Annotated in this window: 24 protein-coding genes; 12 read left to right on the forward strand and 12 right to left on the reverse strand. The window is 37.1% G+C overall.

From position 1 onward, the window contains the following. Positions 1-766: 766 nt before the first annotated feature. The 4 genes from H6F39_RS06335 (at position 767) to H6F39_RS06350 (ending at position 2,744) form a co-directional block, all read left to right on the forward strand. Complete coding sequence (locus H6F39_RS06335; RefSeq protein WP_190371281.1) at positions 767-1,156, forward strand: hypothetical protein; 390 nt, start codon at positions 767-769, stop codon at positions 1,154-1,156. A 781-nt stretch (positions 1,157-1,937) separates the two neighbouring features. After that, positions 1,938-2,231, forward strand: a complete 294-nt coding sequence (locus H6F39_RS06340; RefSeq protein ID WP_137909254.1) for a hypothetical protein — start codon at positions 1,938-1,940, stop codon at positions 2,229-2,231. Between the two features lie 151 nt (positions 2,232-2,382). Beyond that, the gene (locus H6F39_RS06345; protein WP_137909230.1) at positions 2,383-2,586 is read left to right on the forward strand and encodes a type II toxin-antitoxin system HicB family antitoxin; all 204 of its coding nucleotides are present in this window, start codon (positions 2,383-2,385) and stop codon (positions 2,584-2,586) included. Continuing rightward, positions 2,583-2,744, forward strand: a complete 162-nt coding sequence (locus H6F39_RS06350) for a type II toxin-antitoxin system HicA family toxin (RefSeq protein ID WP_137909231.1) — start codon at positions 2,583-2,585, stop codon at positions 2,742-2,744. Before H6F39_RS06345 ends, H6F39_RS06350 begins: the two co-directional genes overlap by 4 nt. 374 nt (positions 2,745-3,118) lie before the next feature. Here H6F39_RS06350 and H6F39_RS06355 read toward each other — a convergent pair whose 3' ends face one another. Together H6F39_RS06355 and coaD are read right to left on the reverse strand one after the other, a co-directional pair. Next, positions 3,119-3,841, reverse strand: coding sequence for a DivIVA domain-containing protein (locus H6F39_RS06355; protein WP_137909232.1), 723 nt, complete (start codon positions 3,839-3,841; stop codon positions 3,119-3,121). After that, a complete protein-coding gene (gene coaD, locus H6F39_RS06360) occupies positions 3,766-4,302 on the reverse strand; it encodes a pantetheine-phosphate adenylyltransferase (protein WP_137909233.1) in 537 nt (178 codons plus the stop codon). The genes H6F39_RS06355 and coaD overlap by 76 nt, the downstream gene beginning before the upstream one ends. Before the next feature lie 359 nt (positions 4,303-4,661). Between coaD and lgt the strand changes: the two genes are divergently transcribed. Together lgt and cobM are read left to right on the forward strand one after the other, a co-directional pair. Next, positions 4,662-5,522: a prolipoprotein diacylglyceryl transferase gene (lgt, locus tag H6F39_RS06365; RefSeq protein ID WP_137909234.1), complete on the forward strand. Its 861-nt coding sequence runs from the start codon at positions 4,662-4,664 to the stop codon at positions 5,520-5,522. A gap of 152 nt (positions 5,523-5,674) precedes the next feature. Further along, positions 5,675-6,496, forward strand: a complete 822-nt coding sequence (gene cobM / locus H6F39_RS06370) for a precorrin-4 C(11)-methyltransferase (protein ID WP_190396408.1) — start codon at positions 5,675-5,677, stop codon at positions 6,494-6,496. A gap of 76 nt (positions 6,497-6,572) precedes the next feature. Here cobM and H6F39_RS06375 read toward each other — a convergent pair whose 3' ends face one another. The 5 genes from H6F39_RS06375 to H6F39_RS06395 all read right to left on the reverse strand — a co-directional run bounded on the left by H6F39_RS06375 (position 6,573) and on the right by H6F39_RS06395 (position 10,380). After that, positions 6,573-7,331, reverse strand: coding sequence for a WecB/TagA/CpsF family glycosyltransferase (locus tag H6F39_RS06375; protein WP_190396409.1), 759 nt, complete (start codon positions 7,329-7,331; stop codon positions 6,573-6,575). 120 nt (positions 7,332-7,451) lie between these two features. Then, the gene (locus H6F39_RS06380) at positions 7,452-8,084 is read right to left on the reverse strand and encodes a TIGR04282 family arsenosugar biosynthesis glycosyltransferase (RefSeq protein WP_370539369.1); all 633 of its coding nucleotides are present in this window, start codon (positions 8,082-8,084) and stop codon (positions 7,452-7,454) included. After that, positions 8,072-8,791 (reverse strand): 16S rRNA (uracil(1498)-N(3))-methyltransferase, encoded by a 720-nt coding sequence (locus H6F39_RS06385; protein ID WP_190371275.1) that lies wholly within the window; start codon positions 8,789-8,791, stop codon positions 8,072-8,074. Before H6F39_RS06385 ends, H6F39_RS06380 begins: the two co-directional genes overlap by 13 nt. Before the next feature lie 56 nt (positions 8,792-8,847). Next, positions 8,848-9,510 (reverse strand): cadmium resistance transporter, encoded by a 663-nt coding sequence (locus H6F39_RS06390; protein WP_190371274.1) that lies wholly within the window; start codon positions 9,508-9,510, stop codon positions 8,848-8,850. Between the two features lie 126 nt (positions 9,511-9,636). Further along, positions 9,637-10,380: a tetratricopeptide repeat protein gene (locus H6F39_RS06395; RefSeq protein ID WP_137909240.1), complete on the reverse strand. Its 744-nt coding sequence runs from the start codon at positions 10,378-10,380 to the stop codon at positions 9,637-9,639. A gap of 501 nt (positions 10,381-10,881) precedes the next feature. Here H6F39_RS06395 and H6F39_RS06400 point away from each other — a divergent pair. Next, positions 10,882-12,207 (forward strand): pentapeptide repeat-containing protein, encoded by a 1,326-nt coding sequence (locus H6F39_RS06400; RefSeq protein ID WP_137909241.1) that lies wholly within the window; start codon positions 10,882-10,884, stop codon positions 12,205-12,207. A 30-nt stretch (positions 12,208-12,237) separates the two neighbouring features. Next, positions 12,238-12,681, forward strand: a complete 444-nt coding sequence (locus H6F39_RS06405) for a protease inhibitor I42 family protein (protein WP_190371273.1) — start codon at positions 12,238-12,240, stop codon at positions 12,679-12,681. Between the two features lie 96 nt (positions 12,682-12,777). Here the strand turns inward: H6F39_RS06405 and map are convergent, their stop codons facing one another. Then, the gene (gene map, locus H6F39_RS06410) at positions 12,778-13,545 is read right to left on the reverse strand and encodes a type I methionyl aminopeptidase (RefSeq protein ID WP_137909243.1); all 768 of its coding nucleotides are present in this window, start codon (positions 13,543-13,545) and stop codon (positions 12,778-12,780) included. An 11-nt stretch (positions 13,546-13,556) separates the two neighbouring features. Beyond that, positions 13,557-14,555: a Gfo/Idh/MocA family protein gene (locus H6F39_RS06415; protein ID WP_190371272.1), complete on the reverse strand. Its 999-nt coding sequence runs from the start codon at positions 14,553-14,555 to the stop codon at positions 13,557-13,559. A gap of 347 nt (positions 14,556-14,902) precedes the next feature. Between H6F39_RS06415 and H6F39_RS06420 the strand changes: the two genes are divergently transcribed. Both H6F39_RS06420 and H6F39_RS06425 read left to right on the forward strand, forming a co-directional pair. Then, positions 14,903-15,202 carry a ferredoxin gene (locus tag H6F39_RS06420; RefSeq protein WP_137909245.1) on the forward strand — a complete coding sequence of 100 codons (300 nt, stop codon included), beginning with the start codon at positions 14,903-14,905 and terminating at the stop codon, positions 15,200-15,202. Between the two features lie 423 nt (positions 15,203-15,625). Next, positions 15,626-15,925, forward strand: coding sequence for a ferredoxin (locus tag H6F39_RS06425; RefSeq protein WP_137909246.1), 300 nt, complete (start codon positions 15,626-15,628; stop codon positions 15,923-15,925). Between the two features lie 86 nt (positions 15,926-16,011). Here the strand turns inward: H6F39_RS06425 and H6F39_RS06430 are convergent, their stop codons facing one another. After that, the gene (locus H6F39_RS06430; protein WP_137909247.1) at positions 16,012-17,601 is read right to left on the reverse strand and encodes a SpoIID/LytB domain-containing protein; all 1,590 of its coding nucleotides are present in this window, start codon (positions 17,599-17,601) and stop codon (positions 16,012-16,014) included. A gap of 266 nt (positions 17,602-17,867) precedes the next feature. Here H6F39_RS06430 and grpE point away from each other — a divergent pair, with 266 nt between their 5' ends. Together grpE and H6F39_RS06440 are read left to right on the forward strand one after the other, a co-directional pair. Beyond that, positions 17,868-18,536 (forward strand): nucleotide exchange factor GrpE, encoded by a 669-nt coding sequence (gene grpE / locus H6F39_RS06435; RefSeq protein WP_190371269.1) that lies wholly within the window; start codon positions 17,868-17,870, stop codon positions 18,534-18,536. Positions 18,537-18,743: 207 nt separating this feature from the next. Next, positions 18,744-19,070, forward strand: coding sequence for an STAS domain-containing protein (locus tag H6F39_RS06440; protein WP_137909248.1), 327 nt, complete (start codon positions 18,744-18,746; stop codon positions 19,068-19,070). On the opposite strand, the gene H6F39_RS06445 is transcribed toward H6F39_RS06440, so the two are convergent. Beyond that, complete coding sequence (locus H6F39_RS06445) at positions 19,071-20,207, reverse strand: PP2C family protein-serine/threonine phosphatase (protein ID WP_137909249.1); 1,137 nt, start codon at positions 20,205-20,207, stop codon at positions 19,071-19,073. It abuts the gene before it with no gap. Positions 20,208-20,585: 378 nt separating this feature from the next. Continuing rightward, positions 20,586-21,359 (reverse strand): DUF1350 family protein, encoded by a 774-nt coding sequence (locus H6F39_RS06450; RefSeq protein ID WP_137909250.1) that lies wholly within the window; start codon positions 21,357-21,359, stop codon positions 20,586-20,588. Positions 21,360-21,378 lie beyond the last annotated feature (19 nt).

Genomic DNA, 21,378 nt, shown 5'->3' on the forward strand with positions numbered 1-21,378 from the left:
ATATGTTGGTTGCAAAATTGGACGAATTTAGATAAACTCTCTGGTGTTGATGATGTCATAGGTTTTTTCTGAACAACAAGATACTCGACTTGTCAATAATTACAAAAATAACAGATCGTAGGGTGCATTAGCGAAGCGTAACGCACCTGATAATATCCTTCATGACCTCGTGGTTAATTTATCTCCTCATCAAATCCCGCGAAAAAAGCAGAATTAAGGCTTGACAATTAATTTTAAAAATGTTATCCTGGACTCGATAAGGAAGAACCATCATCAAATAATTAAGAAAACATCGTAGCGTAACGCACCTGATAATATCCTTCATGACCTCGTGGTTAATTTATCTCTTCATCAAATCCCGCGAAAAAAGTAGAATTAGGGCTTGACAATTAATTTTAAAAATGTTATCATAGAACCGACGAGGAAGAACTATCATCAAATAACTAGAAAACATCGTAGGGTGTGTTAGCGAAGCGTAACGCACCTAACTATCATTTCCTTCATGACCTCGTGGTTAATTTATCTCTTCATCAAATCCCGCGAAAAAAGTAGAATTAGGGCTTGACAATTAATTTTAAAAATGTTATCATAGAACCGATGAGGAAGAACTATCATTAAATAATTAAAAGATTGTGGTATAGGTTCATTAAACCAAAGACAAAATGCGATCGCTATTTAGGAATCGCTGTAATGAAGCTATTGGTTGTGAAGTTAAACCAATTAATAAAAGACTTAAACCCAGTAGCTAACAGAAATGGTCGTAAATATGGATTTACAAGAAACCCAACTCCAAATTTATCAACTAAAGCAACAAATGACTTTAACTTTAGATCATCCAAAATCAGTGAAATTACAAGTCAAAAATATCAGCTTAATTCAAAAACAACTACGAGCTATTAAAAAAGAGGTGAATTTAGCTATTCGAGAAATTAATCAACAAGCTACACAAACTACCCCTGATAGCATCGTCTCTGTTGCTTTAGATTTATTTGGTAAACGTAAATTAGCAGGTCAATTAAGACAAAGTACCAGAAGGGCTATTCAGTCAGAAAAAATTAGCTTGAGACAACCTTACATGGATATTAAAGATTATATTGACCAGTTGCTTTTGGAAGGAGATAAATTGAAGCTAGAAGCAGAACAATACTTATCGTAGCACCTAACCGTCATCTCCTTCATGACCTCATGGTTAATTTACCTCCTCATCAAATCCCGCAAAAAAGCAGAATTAAGGCTTGACAATTAATTTTAAAAATGTTATCATAGAACCGACGAGGAAGAACTATCATCAAATAATTAGAAAACATCCTAGGGTGTGTTAGCAAAGCGTAACGCACCTAACTATCATGTCCTTCATTGCTTCGTGGTTAATTTACCTCCCCATCAAATCCCGCGAAAAAAGCAGAATTAGGGCTTGACAATTAATTTTAAAAATGTTATCATAGAACCGACGAGGAAGAACTATCATCAAATAATTAGAAAACATCCTAGGGTGTGTTAGCATTGCGTAACGCACCTAACCATCATCTCCTTCATCACTTCATAGTGACAGCAGTTCCCAATATTCACAAAATACAGATATTAATAATAAAACTCTTGTGGTGCGGGCAAGATGCCCGCACAAAATGTACTTCACTCAAAGCTACTTGCTGTAATTTATCTCCTCATCAAATCCCGCGAAAAAAGTAGAATTAGGGCTTGACAATTGATTTTAAAAATGTTATCATAGAAACGACGAGGAAGAACTATCATCAAATAATCAGTGAAACCGAACAAACAGTAGTCTCCCCGAGTGCGAATTACCGTACCCACTTTTTTGCCCAGGAAGATTACAATAGTTTGTGCTATTATTTGCCCTTGATGAAACAAACAACTTGTAGTTGAAATACTCCAAGTAAATTTATACAAAACCACTAAATGGAACTAAGTAAGCCGTGATGAATGCTGTATTACCTCGTTTTTTAAAGTCAGCCTACCGCAAAGAACCTATAGTTAGTGTATTGTTAACTGTAGGTGTAATAGATGCTCTAATTGGTGGGTTGGATGATAGTTGGTCACTCTTCACCTTTGGTTTAGCAACAGCAGGGTTGGCTTTTGCTTTTAAATTATGGCGTATGCAGCAGCGTCCGTCTTTACCAGAAGAGCTAGTTGTTCAACATTATTTACCCCCTCAGTCTTCTACTGCTCCTTTACCTGTACTCAAGGTTTCCAAGAAAAAACCACGTCAGTAGTTAAGCGATGCGCTCCCTAGGAAGCGCTTGTGGGGAGATGTGAAGGTGCGATCGCGCCAGTCCTGACTTGTCAGTTCGCTCTCAATGGAGAAATTTTTGCAAGTTAATTTGTTAAAATTTGTTCAGGTAAACAACTACAAATGTAAAAGCAATGAAAATTAAAGCTATTATTTATCCTGCCCAAGAAGGGGGTTACTGGGCTGAAGTACCTGCACTTCCTGGTTGTATAACAGAAGGGGATACAATGGAAGAAGTAATTAATAATCTTCAAGATGCTATACAAGGTTGGCTAGAAGTAGCGAATGAAATTCAAAAACCAGATCCAATCTCACAAGTGATTGAAATTGCAGTATGAAATCAATTTCTGGGAAAAAACTATGTAAACTTGTTGAGAAAAAAGGCTGGATTCTCAAAAAAATTACAGGTAGTCACTATATTTATGAAAAACCTGATGAAAGTAAAATTATTTCTATTCCTGTACATAGAAATCAAGATTTAAAACTTGGGACTTGAAAATCAATCATGAAGATAGCTGAATTGGTAGAAGATGATTTGTAATTATTTGTAATTATTTGTAATTAATGTTTGTTCTGTAGGCTACAGCATAGGTTAGCCTTAGCTTATTCTAGATATCGCTTTTAGGAATGTGTTCAGGGCGATCATATTTTTAGAGGTATTATAGAAGATAAAATATCAAGAACCATTCATTACAGAAAACAAAAATGATATCTATCAAGCTAGAACGAGAAACGGAAACCTACAAAGAATAATGTTCAAGTGAACTGATTACAACTATTCACTGCGTGCAAGATTTTGATAATTTTATTCACCTTATTCACCTTATTCACCTTATTCACCTTATTCACCACAACTATTATTAGTTTTGTTTATTTTGTTGTTGACTTAGGAAAGCTCTTTTTAGAATTATGAGAATTATTGGCAGTCCGCTGTGGATTATCCCCACGTAATTGTTTACGACCATTAGTAATAATTTGTAACATTTCTTGAATATCCTGTTCCATATTACTCAAAACATGATCAGCATATTGATCAGCACCATCTTCAATCTCTTGAGCTTGAGCAATTGCAGTTTGGCGCATTTCTTCTAACTCTTGCTGACAAGCGCGACGCTTACGCTCAACCTCTGCGATAGTTTCTTGCATCATCGCTTCACAATCTTGTTGGACTTGTCGCCGCAGTTGGTCAGCTTCCCTTTGTGCTTGCTTGATAATATCACTTTCAGCCAAAATTTGCGCCCTTTTGGCTTGGGCCACGTCTACAACCTGTTGTCCATATTCTTCGGCTTCTAAGAGAATTTCATCCTTTTGTGCCAAAATATCTAATGCTTCCTGGAAAACCGCCGGCAAAGATATGCGGATAAAATCAAGTTGTTCGAGTAATTTATCTTCATCTACTAGGGTACGTCCCGTTAAAGGAATCCTCATGCTAGAGAGAATTATGTCCTCTAAGCGGTTGAGTTCTTGCTGAATATCTACCCCAGGTGTTGGCAGTGTCCCGTCTTGAGGGATTGCCTTTACGTACTCCCGTGGGGTAGGATTTTTTCCGTTTTGGTTGGACTCATGGGCAGAGATTGAACTTGGTTGTAGCATTGGTATATATCTCGGGCAACGTGTGAGGGAACAAGATGATCAACAGAGCCACCAAACCGGGCAATCTCTCTTACCACACTACTACTTAAAAAACTATACTCATTTGATGTCGCTAGAAAAACTGTCTCAATCTGAGTAGACAGTGTTTTATTAGTATGAGCCATTTGTAGCTCAATTTCAAAATCAGATACCGCTCTTAACCCCCGCAACAAAATTTGTGCTTGTTGCATTTGAGCATATTCTACAGTTAAACCATCAAAACTGTCTACTCCTACATTTGGTAAATGTTTTGTAGCTATACAAATTTGTTCTAATCTTTGCTCGACTGTAAATAATGGTATCTTATTTGGATTGCGAAGGACGGCAACTATCACCTGTTCAAACAGGCGACTACTACGCTGAATTAGGTCTAAGTGTCCCAAGGTGATGGGATCAAAACTACCAGGATAAATAGCAATCACAATGTTATTTTAGGTCTAAATATTAAATAAACTAACAGCTTTTTTCCATAACTTAGTTAAGTCTAACATCTCATGCTTCATGATTGGCAATTAGTGACTAAGTAGGTGAATGGAAAAAAACCGACATAAGTAACGAAAAGTAAAGTTGCCCAAAACCTCTTCCCAGTTAAGAGTTCCCTGTTCCCTTGTCATAACGACAATTTTTAACGCTAACCTACTTAAGTAAGTTAACACAATAAAACCAAACTGTGTAAAGAAAGGTAAAATCGCTGAAAACCTCTTGCAAGATTGCCTATTGCAAGATTGCTTTATTATTGTCTTTGTCTTTGTAGATTTCATATTCCTATAGATAATTTTCCATGGTAGTAGATTTTTCGATTTTGCCCTTGGGGTTTCAATTTACTTCTCCCGGTCCGATTATAGTTAAACTCGGACCAATTGTTATTCGCTGGTATGGGTTATTAATTGCCACTGCTGTCTTAATTGGTGTCACCCTTTCCCAATATCTGGCCAAACGTCGTCACGTTAACCCAGATTTACTCAATGATTTATCAATTTGGCTGGTAATTGCCTCTATTCCCGCAGCTAGGCTCTATTATGTCTTATTTCAATGGTCAGAATATTCTCAACACCCAGAAAAGATCATTGCCATTTGGGAAGGAGGTATTGCTATTCATGGGGCAATTCTTGGCGGTGTCGTCGCGGCGTTGATTTTTGCTAAACTTAATCAAATATCTTTTTGGCAATTAACTGATTTAGTCGCACCTTCTTTGATTTTAGGGCAAGCAATTGGCCGGTGGGGGAATTTTTTCAACTCGGAAGCCTTTGGCCGTCCCACTAATTTGCCTTGGAAGTTGTATATTCCCCCAGAACGTCGTCCTTTGGATTTAGTTAATTTTGAATATTTTCATCCCACTTTTCTCTATGAATCTTTGTGGAATTTCATGGTTTTTGCACTATTGCTAACTTTGTTTTTTCGGGCTTTATCTCAAAAACCACGTTTGAAAGTAGGGACTTTATTTTTAGTTTACTCGGTAGCCTACAGCTTCGGGCGGTTTTGGATTGAAGGTTTACGCATGGATAGCTTAATGCTAGGACCTTTACGAATGGCACAAATGGTCAGTTTAGGAGGAATGTTTTTAGGACTGGTTGGTTTAGCTTGGCTGTATGTACTCAAGCGTCCTTTACCTGATGTTGTTTCCTCTTTCAAAGGAGATTAACTAAAAATAAAAAATGCCCCAGAGTAATTAATCTCCAGGGCTTAACCAGGGTGCATCTACCATCTATTTCTACAACTCAAAAGTAGTGAATCCGGAAGGGTACTGAAGGATTTGCCAAAAGTTTTTTGTCGGAGTTTTTCAGAGCAAAGTTAATGAAGGAATATACGAGTAATTTAAGTGTTAATGACTACCAAAATTCCCTAGATCCAGCAGTTTATATTGTGGGGGCAGGACCGGGAGATCCCGATTTATTAACCGTTAGAGCGCAAAAGTTGTTGGCTAGGGCTGATGTGATTTTATTTGCAGATTCTTTGATTCCTGAACAGATTTTAGCTGTTTGTCGTCCAGATGCGGAAATTATCAAAACGGCAAATCGGACTCTAGAAGAAATTTTACCACTGATGATTGATGCCGTAGTAGCCCATAAATCCGTCGTGAGACTGCATTCTGGTGATCCTAGTCTCTATAGCGCTATTCATGAACAAATGCAGCTATTAGCAGCAGCTAATATTCCTTTTGAAGTTATTCCCGGTATCAGCGCTTTTCAAGCAGCCGCAGCTAAATTGAAAATTGAGTTAACTGTTCCTGGTTTGGTACAAACTATTATCCTCACTCGTATTAGTGGCCGCACTTATGTTCCTGCTAGGGAAGAATTAGCCAGTTTAGCAGCACATCAGGCCAGCTTATGTTTATATCTGAGTGTCCATCATATCACTGAAGCACAAACTCAGTTGTTAGAACATTATAATCCAGAGACTCCCGTAGCAATTTGCTATCGCTTAGGCTGGCCGGATGAAAAAATCCGCGTTGTTACTTTAGCACAAATGACCGCTTGTACTCATGAAGAAAAATTACAAAGAACTACACTTTATGTAATCAGTCCAGCACTTTTACCAGTAACCGGACGCTCCCGTTTATATCATCCTCAACATGACCATTTATTCCGTTCATCACATCGGGATTCTGGATTTTAGATTTTGTTGATTCTCTACACAAATTTGGAGGTTTGTCAAATAGCAAATTTTTATCCATCTTGCTACAGATTATTAATCATTTTTCTAGCACTTTTGCCCCAAAACTGCTGTAAATTAAGGATTTAAAAACGAACTCTGGTAGGGCTAACATCCGTCGCCAACGCCAAGGTTCTTGATATAATCTATATAGCCATTCTAAGTTATTATTTGCTAACCAGTTGGGAGCGCGTGTTTTTGTTCCTGACCAAATATCAAAACTACCACCAATACCTATCCAAATAGAGTTAGGACATAAATGGCGATTTTTAGAAATCCATAATTCTTGACGCGGAACTCCTAAACCAACAAATATTATTTGTGGCTGTAGTTGACTGAGGCTTTGCAATAATTCTTGTTCTTCTTCTGAAGAATGATAACCAGAATGTGTTCCTGATATAGTTAGTGTCGGAAGTTTTTGTTTCCATAAATCTGCTGCTTTTACGGCTACTCCTGGTGCGCCTCCATAGAAAAATATTGACGCAGATATTTGTTTTTGCGCAACTGTTTGTAACAGTTTTTCTGCTAATTCAATTCCCGGAATACGTTGTATTTTTTTCCCTAATAAATACTGTAAATACAGCACAACTCCCGCACCGTCAGGAATTACTAATTCAGCATTTTGAATAATATTTGCTAGGGTGGGATTTTTTTCTGCTTGTATGGTCATTTCTGAATTAAGGGTAACTACATGAGTTCCTTTACCTGCTTTTAAAGAATATAATAACCAGTCTGGATAATCATCCATAACATGAACTGGTAAACCTAATACTGAAAATGCTGGAGGGATTTCAAACATGGTTTCTTGAAAATTAAACGGGGTTGATATTTTCTCTAGGTTATTTTATCAAATTTTTCCCTCAATGCATAATAATATAATCATAATTTTCTCCTCTAATCATTTACTTTTTAACTGAAACTAATCATACTCACTTTCAAGATCCTCTGGACGATCAATATCTGCTAAAGATGGCAAATAACCTATTGATAAATTCAATTTCTCCGCAATTTCTAGTGTTTTTGCAAATACTTCAGCCGTACCCCACTGGATATTTGTAAATAATTCCGCTGCTGGTTTTTGTAACCCAATTAAATAGTAACCACCGTCAATGGCTGGACCTAGAACAAGATTAAAAACTTGCAATTTCTCAAAAGCAGTTAGTAAAATTTGTGAGTTTAAATCGGGACAATCAGTACCAATGATAATTACTTGTTTTGCTGTTTGATTAAACGCATTTACAAGCGATCGCTCCATTCTTTGACCTAAATCTCCCTCACCCTGAAATTGATATAACCAGTCATTTCCTAACCAATTTCGCATTTTTTCTAAATTACCACCAGTAAAACGTATTTCTACAGATAATTTGATCAGATTTTGTAATTCTTTAACTTGCAAAATGGTCTGTTCAGTCATCTGTCTTTGCAAGTTAGCAGCGCCAATATCACCCAAAACTGGTATTAACCGGGTTTTTGTTTTTCCTGGTTCTGGATAACGAGTAAAAATAATTAGGTGTTGAATTAGATGTTGTTTTGCTGATTTCAAGGGCTTAATTCAAAATTTGCTGCTATTAAGGATATCGCAACTATGGGCGCTGTAACTGCGCGGAGAATACGACAACCCAGAGAAGTGGCTACAAATCCCGATCTTACAGCTATTTCTAGCTCTTGATCTGTCCACCCCCCTTCTGGTCCAATAGCAATAATGATCTCACTTGCAGTGTTAGCATTATTTATCACCTGCTTTAAGTGAGGATAATCACCACGGGCTTCACAGATATAACTATGACTGGCTGTATTTTCATTTATAGCAGTTTTAAAAGCTACTGGTTCTAGAATGGTAGGAATCACTGCTCTTTCTGACTGTTCAGCGGACTCTGATGCTATGCGCCGCCAACGTTCTAGCTTTTGGGGACTGGGATTTAATAAACTGCGATCGCTTAAAAGTGGAGCAATATAAGTTACACCTAATTCCGTACAACAGCGGATAACCTCATCAAATCCATTCCCTTTTGGTAAGGCCATCATTAAAGTAATAGATACAGGTAATTCCGTTTTTACCTCTAGTATTTCTACAATCTCTCCTTGTGTTCCTTGTAACTTAGTTAACCACCATTTACCCATACCATTCATAGCGATAAATTTATCACCATCTCGTAACCGCAACACCCGCAGCAAATAATGTTGCTGTTGAGGTGTTAATAAAAGTTGGTTTTCTTGAAGTTGTTGGGGATTAATGGTAATACGCTGAAGTTGTGACATGATTAAGATGAATTTTTAGACTACATTGTATGTAAAATCCGTAAAAGTAGCAATCTCTAAATAGCAATTTGAGTTAGTAGCTTAAATGTGCCTCTGTCGTACAGAATAAATAACCCCAAGGCCATTAATATAAAGGGAATAATAGCCCGACCATAGCGACTTAAAATATAACCAATAGTAACTTGACTGGTCAATAGATAAGCAATACCACAGCCAACTCCTACCATAGCTAAAAATACAGCTATAATTATGCCTAAACTAACAAAATCTTGACCCGCGAATAGAGGTATATAAACACTAATATTGTCACCGCTATTAGCAATGGTAATAGCCGCAACCTGATAAGTATTTGGGTGTAAAATGCTCAAGAAAAAAGAGAATACAGGGTTAGGGTGTAATAACCGTCGAAAATCAGGATTAACTGTCTGAACTTCCGTACTTTCTGTTTGTTGATTAATCAGTTGTTTCATACCAATAGCTATGGGTAATATTCCTAATAATCCCAACCATTCTCGCTGTATGAATAAACCGCCAAAAAATCCTGGTAAACTCAACATAATAATGGCAAAAAAACCGAGGTATTGACCAATGAAAATATGACGTTTACGAAAATTACTATCTATTTGCGAAAACAATAGTAGTAGAATCATCATATCGTCAATATTAGTCACAGTAAAAGCAATTATCCCCTCGATAAAAACATTAGCCAGCTTATTCATTATTAATTAAAGGAAATTTCCTCATTTACCTGTATCTGTTATATGTCAATACTATAGCATTCCCATGGTTATAATTACAGAAATCGGACATCAAACACAGATAAGTTTGTACCCCAGTTGTCATATTTATTGTAATAACTCCTGAAACCGTTTTTCATTCCGAACTTTATCAAAATCTCTATCATTTTTCGCCAATTGTTGATATTTTTTGGGGAAAAGTTCGATAGCTTTCTTGAGGTTTTCAATTGTCAGTTCTAAATTATTTTGTAAGGCATAATTGCAAGCTTTATTATAGTAAACTTGATGCAAATTAGGACGAATAGTAGTTGCTTGGTTGTAAGATGCTAAAGCCTCTTTGTAGCGCTGTAATTTTGTCAACGCAATTCCTCTATTAATCCAAGCTTCATGTTTATTGTGGTCAATAGCGATCGCTTCATCATAAGATTTTACGGCTTCTTCGTAATGTTGTAAAGCTGTTAAAGCATTACCACGATTATACCAGGCTTCATCTTTATTTGGGCGAATTGCGATGGCTTTATCATAGGATTCTACAGCTTCTGGGTACTGTTGTAAAGCAATCAAAGCATTTCCCCGATTTACCCATGTTTCCGCACTATCATTTTTAATAGCTATCACCCGATTATAGAATACTAAAGCTTCTTGATAACGACGGGCATCTAATAAACCATTAGCTTGTATTAGTAAATTTTCTGCCTTTTGACTGTCTTGTACTTCTGTAATCAGTTGATTAACATTGCTTTCTTGAACAACTTGTTTAGCATTTTCAGATGAATAATTTGCCGGGTCACTACAGCCAATTATCATCAAACTGATTAAACTAGAGGCAATTAAGCTTCGCCAAATTACCATACTGCTCCTACAAAACTCATATAATGATCCTGGAACTGATTGTAATTTAAAAGCAGTATCAAAATCAACTAATTATTATCAATTATTTTTTGATTCTGCAAATTTAAAATTAAGATTTCGATAAACTTTTCAAAAACTACCCATACAATACCATAATCATCCTCCATAAATCAATTATCTTTTTATGATTCCTCTTTCCTCTTTCTGCTTTCTGCTTTCTTCTACTGACTTGAATCCTACTTTTCACTAAAAAACTTTTTTACGCTTGCTCCAAGTATCAGCAGTTTTACAAATATCAAAGAGTGATGCTACAGAAAAATTCTCAAGGATCTGTGATCAAATCACCTATTTGTTGCTTTTGCAGCCAGGAAATTTTCTCACTAACTCATTTAGCCAAGGTCGGGAGTGTATAATACTGTTAATACAAGTGTTTTCGCGGCGTTTCAATTTATGTTTCAATTTATGTTTCAATTTATGGTGAGTTAATTGGAGGAAAAAAATATGACTATTAATGAATCTGATTCATCCCACCTACCTTCCCCACAGATAAATCAAGAAGATGAATTGGAAATTACTGAAAGTAATCAATCATTAACAAAAGTAGAACCGGAGAAAAAACAAGTATCGGCACAATCTTCCGTGAAAACAAATATTTTCAAAGAAATTTCTGCTTTTTTTAGTGACAATTCCCGTATTCAAGTCCTGATTACCCCAAGGATTTTATTATTTACTAGCTTGTCCATGGCCATAACTTTAATTAGTATTGTCATTAATAACTCATGGCTGGGGATTTTGGGAACTTTGGCAACTTTGCTGTTATCACTATTGATACTTTACCCTTGGTGGCAAGATATCATTCAACAATGGTTTTCACCTCAAGATAGAAATGTGTTTGTTGGTTTTATAGGAGTAATAGTAGCAATAATTGGCTTATTCAGATTTACTAATTTGGGTCATAGTCTACTACTTTGGGGAAAGAGAATTAATTGGGAAGCCTCTGGTACTTTAGCAGAATGGTTTGGGGCTTTAGGACAAATTGCCATTGCCATTATCGCCGTTTATGTAGCATGGCGACAATATGTAATTTCTAAAGACCTAACTATTCAACAAAACCTACTAACTGTACAGCAAAACGTCATTACCCAACAACAAACCATAGACTCCTACTTTCAAGGAGTTTCTGACCTAATATTGGACGAAGAAGGATTATTAGAAGACTGGCCGCAAGAAAGAGCGATCGCCGAAGGACGTACTGCTGCTATATTCAGTAGTGTAGATGGTAGTGGTAAAGCCAAAATTCTGCGATTTCTCTCCCGTTCTAAATTACTTACCCCCCTACAACGCGATCGCCGTTTAGGAAGAGCTATTCTAGATGGTAGTGGTGGTTATGCTGAAGATCGTTTGGAAGGAGTGCGCGTCATAGACTTAGGTGTGATGTTAGCAGGTGCCGATCTAGCCGATAATGATTTACGCTGGACAGATTTAAGTGAAGCCAATCTCGTCCGTGCTAATCTTAGTAATTGTGACTTAGTAAAAGCTAACCTTTCCCGAACAATACTATATGAAGCCAATCTCAGTAATACCGATTTAAACGGAGTTCGTCTATTTTATGGTTTAGTAGAACAAGCATCTCCCCGCAGTCGCACTCAACCACCCAACTACGAAACCGGGGAACACACTGGTGCAGTTATTGAAAATGCTGACTTCACTAATGCACAAAGAATGTCCCCAGCTACTCATTACTACTGTTGTGCTTGGTGTGGAGAAAAAACCAGAAATACCATTCCGGGAGGTTGTGAAGGAATTCCCAATAAATTAGGTAGATAAGAGGACATTGACAATTAATAGGTTGAAATCATGACTGTAACTAAACGAGTTTTTTTAATTCTTTCCTTATTAACTACCTTGGGTATTATTTCCCAAGTTAGCACCACAGCCAAAAATCCGCCCTCTAAATCAGAAATAACCATCAACGATAGCAACAATCACAAACAAATCAACCTAGAAAAAGGTAAAATTTTGATAATTAAATTATCAGCCAATCCATCAACAGGTTATAATTGGCAAATCATTAAAAATGATCCTCAAAAACTCAAACCCTTGGGAGATTCAGTATTTGAACCATTACCAACAGCAGCAGGAGAATCCAAAGTCAAATTAGTAGGATCACCTGAAAATCAAGTTTTTCGGTTTTTAGCCCAAAACTCCGGTTCAACCCAGCTAAAACTCCAATATTCACGGGCTTGGGAAAAAAATATTCCCCCCATCAAAACCTATCAAATTACAGTCAAAATCCGTTAACAGAAAAAATTGGACTTGGTAAATTGACCTATAAAAACCAAAAAATTTCTCAAACTCCTCTCTTTGGTCTTCTGCAGCTCTGCGTGAGAAAAATCATCAATTTTCTGGTAAAGTCAGAATTTCCACCCCAGACTCCGTCACAGCAATAGTATGTTCAAATTGGGCAGAAAGCAAGCGATCCTTGGTTACCGCAGTCCAACCGTCACTAAGCATTTCCGGCTCATAAGTTCCTTCATTAATCATTGGTTCAATAGTAAACACCATACCGGGTCTAAGTTTTTTACCTCTACCCCTAATGCCATAATGAGGAATATCGGGTGCTGTATGGAAAACATTACTAATTCCATGACCGACAAAATCCCGCACCACGGAAAAGCCGAAAGACTCAGCATATTCTTGAATAGCCGCCCCAATATCCCCAATTTTCGCCCCTGGTTTCACCTCTGCGATTCCCAATTCTAGACACTTTTGTGTCACTTCTACTAATTTTTGGGCTTTTGGAGAAGGACTACCAACCAGAAATGTTTTTGATGTATCACCATGATAACCGTCCAGAATGGGTGTCACGTCTATATTAATAATGTCCCCATCTTTGAGAATTTGTTTAGCATTGGGAATACCGTGACAAATTACCTCATTTACACTAGTACAAATTGACTTAGGATAACCCTTATAACCCAAAGGAGCGCTTTTTGCTCCATGCTTTTGCGTCCATCTTTCCGCCTCATCATTCAATTCTAGGGTACTTACTCCTGGTTTCACCAAAGGTTCTAAATATTGTAACAATTTAGCGGCCAAGCGGCCAGCGCGACGCATTTTTTCTATTTCCCGCTGGGATAAAATGACTATAGTTTCTGTTTTCATCAAATTTTAATTTACTCTTTTAAAAATACAGTTAACCCAGTCGTTGCTGCTCTATAAGTAGCATCTGCTACCTTGAGGGCATACAAGCTTTGTTCTGGAGTGATATATAAAGGACTAGCATCAAATAAATAGTCTAATACCATAGTTGTATCTTTGGCAAATAAACCCCGACGTGTACCCACCTCAATTAACTGCGTTCCTTGGCCTAATATTAACATTGCCGTATCACCATCGAGAATTATCCCCCCATTTTCACCATGAACCTCTAATTTACGTTCTGATTGCCACAAAGTTTCACCCTTGCCATAAACTACCTGTGCCAATAAACCACTGTCAAAGCACAACTGGGCTGAACAGAAACAGGTTTGGTAATAATTTGGTTCAATTTGCCAATATCGTTGATGACAGTTAACGCTAAAAACTTCACCAAACAAATCAATCAGACGATTTAATCGAGATAAAGCCCCAATTAAGGGAAAACCAAACATTTCATGATTATAAGTCCATTTGCGCGGCGCTGGCTGTTGGGGATTCAGGGTACTATGGCGAACATAAAACAAATCACCCAGTTGATATAAGTGTTGTTTTAACGTTTGATGCCAACCCCCCAATAATTCAATGTGTTCAACGTGCAATAGCTTATTGACTGTTTTTGCTAAAATAATTAGTTCTTCGGCTTCCTTGACATCTAAAGCCAGGGGATATTCAACAATTACGTGCTTACCCCTCTCCAAAGCAGCGCGGGCAATTTTGCCATGATCTTGATTAATAGTGCATAAGACCACCAAATCCAAATCTTCCCGTTCTACTAGCTGTTGCCAAGAACTCATAGCCTCAATTGCGTATTCTGTGGCTAAAATGGCTGTTCTTTGGGGATTACCAGCTATAGCTATTAAATCACTGCGCGGATCTTGTCGCAATGCCTCAGCCCTAAGTTTAGCAGCATAGCCGGTACCGACTAAACCCACCCGCAGACTATTTGTGGATAAAGGTGGTCTATGATTATACATGATTTATCACCAGTTTTCAATGTTTGGGTTTAATGCCATGAGTATTTTATCAACAGGTCAGCATTAGGAAATGTCTGACACCTCCATTTTATAAGTATCATAATTCCTGACTCGTCAAGTCCAGTTTGACATCTATCCAGGTCAAGACTTTATATAACAAAAACTTATTAGTCTTCTGTAAATAAATTTCATTTCTAATCGGGGTTGATTTTCCGTCATAAATTGTAACTTTTCCCTTAGTATCAGAATTGAAGCAAATTTAAACCAGCGGCTACTTCTATCAAAATAGCCCTATTGTTTGCATCAGAATAACTTATAGAGCCGATTTCACAAGAGAGGATAATTAAATGGCTACTTACAAAGTGACACTTATCAACGAACAGGAAGGTTTAAACAAAACTATTGATGTTGACGATGATGTATATATTTTAGATGCAGCAGAAGAAGCTGGTCTAGACTTACCCTACTCCTGTCGCGCTGGCGCTTGTTCAACCTGTGCGGGTAAAATCGTTTCCGGTAAAGTTGACCAATCTGATCAGTCTTTCTTAGATGATGATCAAATCGAAGCTGGATATGTTCTGACTTGTGTTGCTTATCCTGCTTCTGATGTTACTATCCAAACCCACAAAGAAGAAGACCTTTACTAAGCCTTAGCTATCTGGCTATTAGCAACAAGAATTGAGTCCGGGGATTGGGAGCTACTGAGTCAGAGTTACTACCAATTCCCCAATTTCTTGCTACCTTTAATTTTAGTCAGTTGTTAGCTATAGCAGCAACTTCATTCACAAATATCGTCTCATTCTATCAGTACCGCGCATTTTCATCAGTCCCACTCACCAAGATGTAATTTGACATCTATCTAAAACAGGATTTTAGATAATAAAAACTTATTAGTCTTCTGTAAATAAATTTCATTTCTAATCGGGTGCGATTTTCTGTTATAAATTGTAACTTTTCCCTTAGTATCAGAATTGAAGCAAATTTAAACCAGCGGCTGGTTCTATGAGAATAGCCCTATGATTTGCATCAAAATAACTTATACTGCCGATTTCACAAGAGAGGATAATTAAATGGCTACTTACAAAGTGAGACTTATCAACGAAGCCGAAGGTTTAGACACAACTATTGAAGTTCCCGAAGATGAATATATTCTAGATATTGCTGAAGATCAAGGATTAGACTTACCCTACTCCTGTCGCGCTGGCGCTTGTTCAACCTGTGCGGGTAAAATCAAATCCGGTACTGTTGACCAATCTGATCAGTCTTTCTTAGATGATGATCAAATCGAAGCTGGATATGTTTTGACTTGTGTTGCTAAACCTACTTCTGATGTTGAAATCTATACCCATAAAGAAGAAGACATCTACTAAGCTATAGCTATCAGCTATTAGCAATAATAATTCAGTCCGGGGATTGGGGATGGGCTACTGAGTCAGATTTTCTACCAGTTCCCCAATTACCTACTGCCTTTAATTTTAGTGCCAGGATAATAAAATTCTAGAATCTTGGCGCTAGACCAACCTAACTTGGCTAAATTCTGAGCGCCTGTTTGACTCAAACCCACGCCATGTCCTAAGCCACCACCGATAAAAGCATATCCCCAAATATTCCTTTGTCCTTTGTTAAGAGGTTCAATATAGAAAAGCGTGCTAATGGGTGCTGCAAAAGCACTGCGAACTTCATCTTTTTGTAAAGTAAAAATACCGATATCTGTTTTCACAGCTAATTTTAAAATTCTGCCGCTGGGACTGCGTTGAACGATAGACATGGCCTGAATTGTTTGGAATTTGCTGTCAGGGCTTTTTTTAGCACGTAAAAATTTTTGCAAGTCTTTGGTAATTGTATTGATATCAGTTTCTCTGCGCCAACGGAATACATCCCATGTACTCTCATTAAATCCGTCCTTCAGGGCGATAAATTTCTGGAAATTCTGATCATCTGCTAAATTCTGATTAGACAAGTTCCAAATATTACTATTAGCAGCGTCTATAACTGGTTTTAAATACGGACGGTCTTCACCATTCCAAATATCGCTAAAGTTAGCAGTTACACCACCTGTAGTGGAAGAATACAAAGCATCAACTATTTCATTCTTATAAGTAAGAACCTGACCTCTAGTAGAGGCAATGGCTTGATCTGTATTTTTAGCAACTCCGCTGAGTCCTTGATAAACTTGACAGTGAGTATCAGCACATAACTGATAGTTATCTACTGCAAATCTGCGGACATTGCGTAAGGCATAAGTGCGAGCAATAATGGCTTGTGCTTCTAGGGCTGCTTTTGGCGCGTTTGTACCAATTTCATGGGGTAAAACTCCACGGATATAGGTTTCTAATGGTACTGTATTGACTAAGGTGTAATTCCCGTAAGCATTGGGCTGTAAAGTCATTCTTCCCCCATAGTTCAAGTTTTTTTGGGGGGTTGTTTCGGTTTGATTACCTGCCTTGACCTTAATTATATCTTTACTTGTACTTACTTCTAGATAATTTGGACTGTACTTTTTACCATTGACATTCCAAGTAATTTTTGGTACTTGTTGGCGAATATTTGTGGCTAAATAAGCATTTTGATCACCAGATGTTTTTATACTTTGTAATAGCAAACGGCGAATTAAGGGAGTGCTGTAAACGTCCCGTTTTGCCCATACTTGCCAGCGTTCTGGCTGGGCTATTTCTACTTCTATACCTTGGGAACGCCAGTAGTTGGCGCTATCTTCGGCTGTTTCAAAGGTACGGAAGTCACCCAAAACTAATACCTCCTTAATCTCCCGCTGGATCAAGGTTCTCATGACTGTTGTTAACTGGATGGGTTGGTCGGTAGTTAAGGTTTGCTGCTGATTACCGACGGCAAATTTCAATGTTAAGCGATCGCCTTTTGTGGGGGCTAATTCTAATTTGTCGGTGGGTTTAGCCCCAAATCGCTGCACAATGCCAATTTTTAATTCTACATCCTGATTCTTGCTTACTGGTTCTGATGCAGCAGTCAATCCCAATAAACACAGGGTTGTGATTAATCTGTAGGAAGAATGCCAAAAAAATATTTTCATGAAGACTAATTCTAATTACCCTTATGCTATCGGCAAGATTTTGAATAATTAACCGTTTCAAACCCTTTTGCCTATTACCTAATTATATGTTTTTATATGTTTTTCGCTTATACGCTTCTAGAATACAATTACGCCTTTTGTAAAAGTCATTATGCTCAAAGGATGCAGGTAGATGAAAAAAACTACTTGGATGCTCGGAAGTTGACTAGAAGAATAAAGTCATATAAAGGTTATAATGGCTATCAATGCCTTATCCCTTGTCATCCATGTCCCAAGCTGACTTCACCCAGAATTTGCAAAATTTAATGCAAAAGGTCGGTTTTGCCAGTTTTAAATCCTTGAGTCTGGCTGCCGGTGTTTCCCAGTGGCAAATTTTGCAGTTACGGAGGGGAAAAATTCGGCAGATGCGGGTGGAGGTATTACTAAAAATATCACAGGTTTTGCAAATATCTGGGGGTGAATTAGCAGAAACTTTTGGTGTTCAGGGTTTATCATTGAAAACAGCAAAAACTCAGCGTGAAGACTATAATATAGACTTATTACAACAAATAACAGAATTACAAAATGAGCATAAAAGAATATCGTTGTCAATGTTACAACAAAGGGAATTATTACAAGAGGAATTTCAGCGGTCAAGTTTACAAATATTAGAATCACTGCTGCTACAATGGCCAACAGCGGCCTATAGAGCTAGGGAGGATCACCAGTTAGCAGCAGTAAAAATATTACCTTTGGTAGATAAGCCTTTAGAGGCATTATTACAGGCCTGGGGTGTGAGGGCGATCGCTTCTGTGGGTGATCAAATCCCCTATAATCCGCAATTGCATCAATTACTGGAGGGAACAGCACAACCAGGAGAGATCGTTAAGGTACGTTATACAGGCTATACGCAATATGATCAGTTGCTATATCGAGCTAGGGTAAGTCCGATGTAAAGTTTATTTTCTGTTGATAAATAGATCAGAAAATATTGAAGTTTCTTGTTTTATTTTTCAGAAACTTTCATGTATTCTTAATTAAATAACACTTGATGTTTTTGTTGAATAAATAGACTAAATATTTTTTATATTATCTAAATATTTAGTATATAATAACAACATCACAATCAGAACATTCTTAAATTAAATCAAGATTAGGATATTATGAATCAGCAGGTAAAAGTGGTTGTCATCAGCGGTAACTTTAATGCTAGTACCTCATCAGAATTTCATGAAAATATTCAAGAGGTGATTGCTAGTGGCATCAAAATTGTGTTGATTGATTGTCATAGTGTCACCTTTATGGATAGTTTTGGTTTAGGGACTCTAGTTGTCACATTTAAAATGTTGGAAGCAGCTGGGATCAAGATGGTTATTTGTTCAACTAATGAGCAAGTTAAGATGCTATTTGAATTAACTGGTATGGATAATAAATTTACAATTGTTCCCAGTCAAGAAGCATTTGAAAATCTTTTAGTTTCTGCCAGTTAATTAATCAAATTTGACTTGGAGAATAGATAAATCATCCTCAAATGTCTCTTTGGAGTTTAAGTTAATTAAATAATCCAGTATATAATCAAGTTGGTTCTCAACAGAATACTGTAAGCTAATGAAAATCTGAATTAAACCTTCTAAACTCCAAAGAGTACCATCTGGTTGAGTAATTTCATAAGCACCATCACTAAAAATATAAAGGATGCTAGATTTTTCAATATAACAAGAAGCATCAACATACTTGGCTTCAGGAAACATCCCCACCGGCATTCCCGGAGTTTTTAATCTTTTTACTTCTGTGTTAATAGGGGAGTTCCCAGCAACAATAATTGCTGGTGGATGGCCAGCACTAGAGTATGTTAACTGACGACTAACTCGATTATAAACTCCATACCAAATTGTCAAATACTTATCATTTTGATAATTCATTTGAAAGGTATTGTTTAAAGCCGCTAAAACCTGGCTAGGTTGATAGTAATTTAAATCCTTGAGAGCGCGGGAACGTAATAGATTTAATACAGAAATAGAGGGTAAAGTTGCTTTCAGTCCATGGCCAGCAGCATCTAACAAATAGATGGCCAAAGAATCAGGATCAAGCCAATTATAGTCAAAACAATCCCCACCAAGTTGCCGCGATGGCAAAAATTTAAACTTGACCCGCAAAGGGTTATTTATAGGTAGAGGTAAAAGGGATTTTACATATTCTGTGGCCTCGGCTAATTCTGTTTCTAAAAGTAGCTTTTGGCTATGTAAATCCTGACTTAATTGATGTAGACGTAAACCGGCTCTGACCCTTGCTTGTAGCTCATTTTGTTCAATAGGTTTGGTGATGAAATCATCAGCACCAGCATCTAATCCCCTGACTCGATTAGCGACTGAATCTAAAGATGTTAATAAAATAAAAAATGTGGTAGATAATCTGGGATCTTTTTTAACGCGATCGCACACTTCTAAACCACTCAACCCGGGCATAATCCAATCACATATAATTAGGGATGGAGGTGAATCCAAGGTTTTTAAAATTCCTTCTTCTCCGGTACTAGCAGTAATCACTTCATAACCTTGTTTTTCTAATATTCTTTTGAGAAATATTTGTACGGAGCGATCATCATCAATTACTAATATTTCAAACATTGGATATTACTGAATAAAATTATGTATTTGTCTCACATAGGACGACACCCATGAGTTACGGAATAAACGAACCACTCCAGACACAGAGAACACAGAGAAATGGGGGTTTAGGGAGAGATATTTTGCGTAAGTCCTGTCACAGTCTAGTCCCTTCAGACACAGAGAGTAGGAATTTTAAATCTTTCCTTAAATTTAGGGTAATTTATATGGCAATAACCTGAGATATAATGACAGTTTAAATAAATATCAATTACAATAACTTTGCCTTTTTTGGAGCTGGGTTTGAGGGGAGTAAAACCCAACGCATTTCTGAGGGTGAGGCACGAAATCTCAGCTAGGAATCAAGGCTTTTTACAAGCTGAAAACATTGAATCAGACTCATGAAAGGGGATTTAACCAGAATAGCATAACTTGTTTTAATTGATTTAAATCTCGATAAACTTCTTGTTTTAACCATTGTCCTAAAGCATCAAAAGGACTGAAAGAACTTCCAGGTTGCCATTTAATATCTTGTCCTAAAGGTGTAGTATGATTTCCTGATAAAGTTTGTGTTGTTATCATATCGGGAAAGAGTTTTTGTAAAATTTTTGTTAAGTCTGCTGATTGATCTAGAGTATCTTTATTAAATCTTATTAATAAATTCCGCCGAATTTGATAACTTTCCTGTACTATTTGGTTAGTTTCTGCGGGTGTAGGTGTAAATTCAATGTCTAATTGAGAATTTAATTGAGAATTTAACTGTTCTACTAAGGGTATAGCTTCATTCGCAGTAAAGTTATTAAAGGATATTAAAATATTACCAGCACGTTGCACTGAAAAAAGACTACCAATAAGTAAATGGAGTTTACAACCCATACTATGTCCTATTCCATAGGTAGGAAGGTAAATCTTCCGTATTTCTCCTGATTCTTGTAACCTTTCTAGGGTGTGTTCAAAGTTAATTAATACATTTTTGGCGATCGCTATATGATCCAATGTGTTTACAAAAGGTGTCGCAATCACTACATATCCTTTAGCAGCGAGATGTTCCAGTAACCAACGATAGGTCAAATGTGGTAAAGTAGCTACAAATGCACCACCTAAAAAGTGGATAATCCCCACGGGGTGACGCGGAATAAGTACCCAATTACCTCTAATTTCTTGCCAGTTCATTGCCAAAATTTATTAATTG

Origin of the sequence: Dolichospermum sp. FACHB-1250 (assembly GCF_014696335.1) — a bacterium.
Taxonomy (GTDB): Bacteria; Cyanobacteriota; Cyanobacteriia; order Cyanobacteriales; family Nostocaceae; genus Dolichospermum; species Dolichospermum planctonicum.

Coding starts and splice junctions, on each gene's coding strand:
- H6F39_RS06390 (WP_190371274.1), bottom strand. CDS start 9,510: ATGAATAAGCTGGCTAATGTTTTTATCGAGGGGATAATTGCTTTTACT.
- H6F39_RS06395 (WP_137909240.1), bottom strand. CDS start 10,380: ATGGTAATTTGGCGAAGCTTAATTGCCTCTAGTTTAATCAGTTTGATG.
- H6F39_RS06350 (WP_137909231.1), top strand. CDS start 2,583: ATGAAATCAATTTCTGGGAAAAAACTATGTAAACTTGTTGAGAAAAAA.
- H6F39_RS06405 (WP_190371273.1), top strand. CDS start 12,238: ATGACTGTAACTAAACGAGTTTTTTTAATTCTTTCCTTATTAACTACC.
- H6F39_RS06445 (WP_137909249.1), bottom strand. CDS start 20,207: ATGTTTGAAATATTAGTAATTGATGATGATCGCTCCGTACAAATATTT.
- H6F39_RS06340 (WP_137909254.1), top strand. CDS start 1,938: ATGAATGCTGTATTACCTCGTTTTTTAAAGTCAGCCTACCGCAAAGAA.
- H6F39_RS06420 (WP_137909245.1), top strand. CDS start 14,903: ATGGCTACTTACAAAGTGACACTTATCAACGAACAGGAAGGTTTAAAC.
- H6F39_RS06355 (WP_137909232.1), bottom strand. CDS start 3,841: ATGCTACAACCAAGTTCAATCTCTGCCCATGAGTCCAACCAAAACGGA.
- H6F39_RS06385 (WP_190371275.1), bottom strand. CDS start 8,791: ATGTCACAACTTCAGCGTATTACCATTAATCCCCAACAACTTCAAGAA.
- grpE (WP_190371269.1), top strand. CDS start 17,868: ATGTCCCAAGCTGACTTCACCCAGAATTTGCAAAATTTAATGCAAAAG.
- H6F39_RS06425 (WP_137909246.1), top strand. CDS start 15,626: ATGGCTACTTACAAAGTGAGACTTATCAACGAAGCCGAAGGTTTAGAC.
- H6F39_RS06430 (WP_137909247.1), bottom strand. CDS start 17,601: ATGAAAATATTTTTTTGGCATTCTTCCTACAGATTAATCACAACCCTG.
- cobM (WP_190396408.1), top strand. CDS start 5,675: ATGAAGGAATATACGAGTAATTTAAGTGTTAATGACTACCAAAATTCC.
- H6F39_RS06440 (WP_137909248.1), top strand. CDS start 18,744: ATGAATCAGCAGGTAAAAGTGGTTGTCATCAGCGGTAACTTTAATGCT.
- H6F39_RS06400 (WP_137909241.1), top strand. CDS start 10,882: ATGACTATTAATGAATCTGATTCATCCCACCTACCTTCCCCACAGATA.
- H6F39_RS06415 (WP_190371272.1), bottom strand. CDS start 14,555: ATGTATAATCATAGACCACCTTTATCCACAAATAGTCTGCGGGTGGGT.
- H6F39_RS06345 (WP_137909230.1), top strand. CDS start 2,383: ATGAAAATTAAAGCTATTATTTATCCTGCCCAAGAAGGGGGTTACTGG.
- H6F39_RS06375 (WP_190396409.1), bottom strand. CDS start 7,331: ATGTTTGAAATCCCTCCAGCATTTTCAGTATTAGGTTTACCAGTTCAT.
- H6F39_RS06335 (WP_190371281.1), top strand. CDS start 767: ATGGATTTACAAGAAACCCAACTCCAAATTTATCAACTAAAGCAACAA.
- map (WP_137909243.1), bottom strand. CDS start 13,545: ATGAAAACAGAAACTATAGTCATTTTATCCCAGCGGGAAATAGAAAAA.
- H6F39_RS06450 (WP_137909250.1), bottom strand. CDS start 21,359: ATGAACTGGCAAGAAATTAGAGGTAATTGGGTACTTATTCCGCGTCAC.
- lgt (WP_137909234.1), top strand. CDS start 4,662: ATGGTAGTAGATTTTTCGATTTTGCCCTTGGGGTTTCAATTTACTTCT.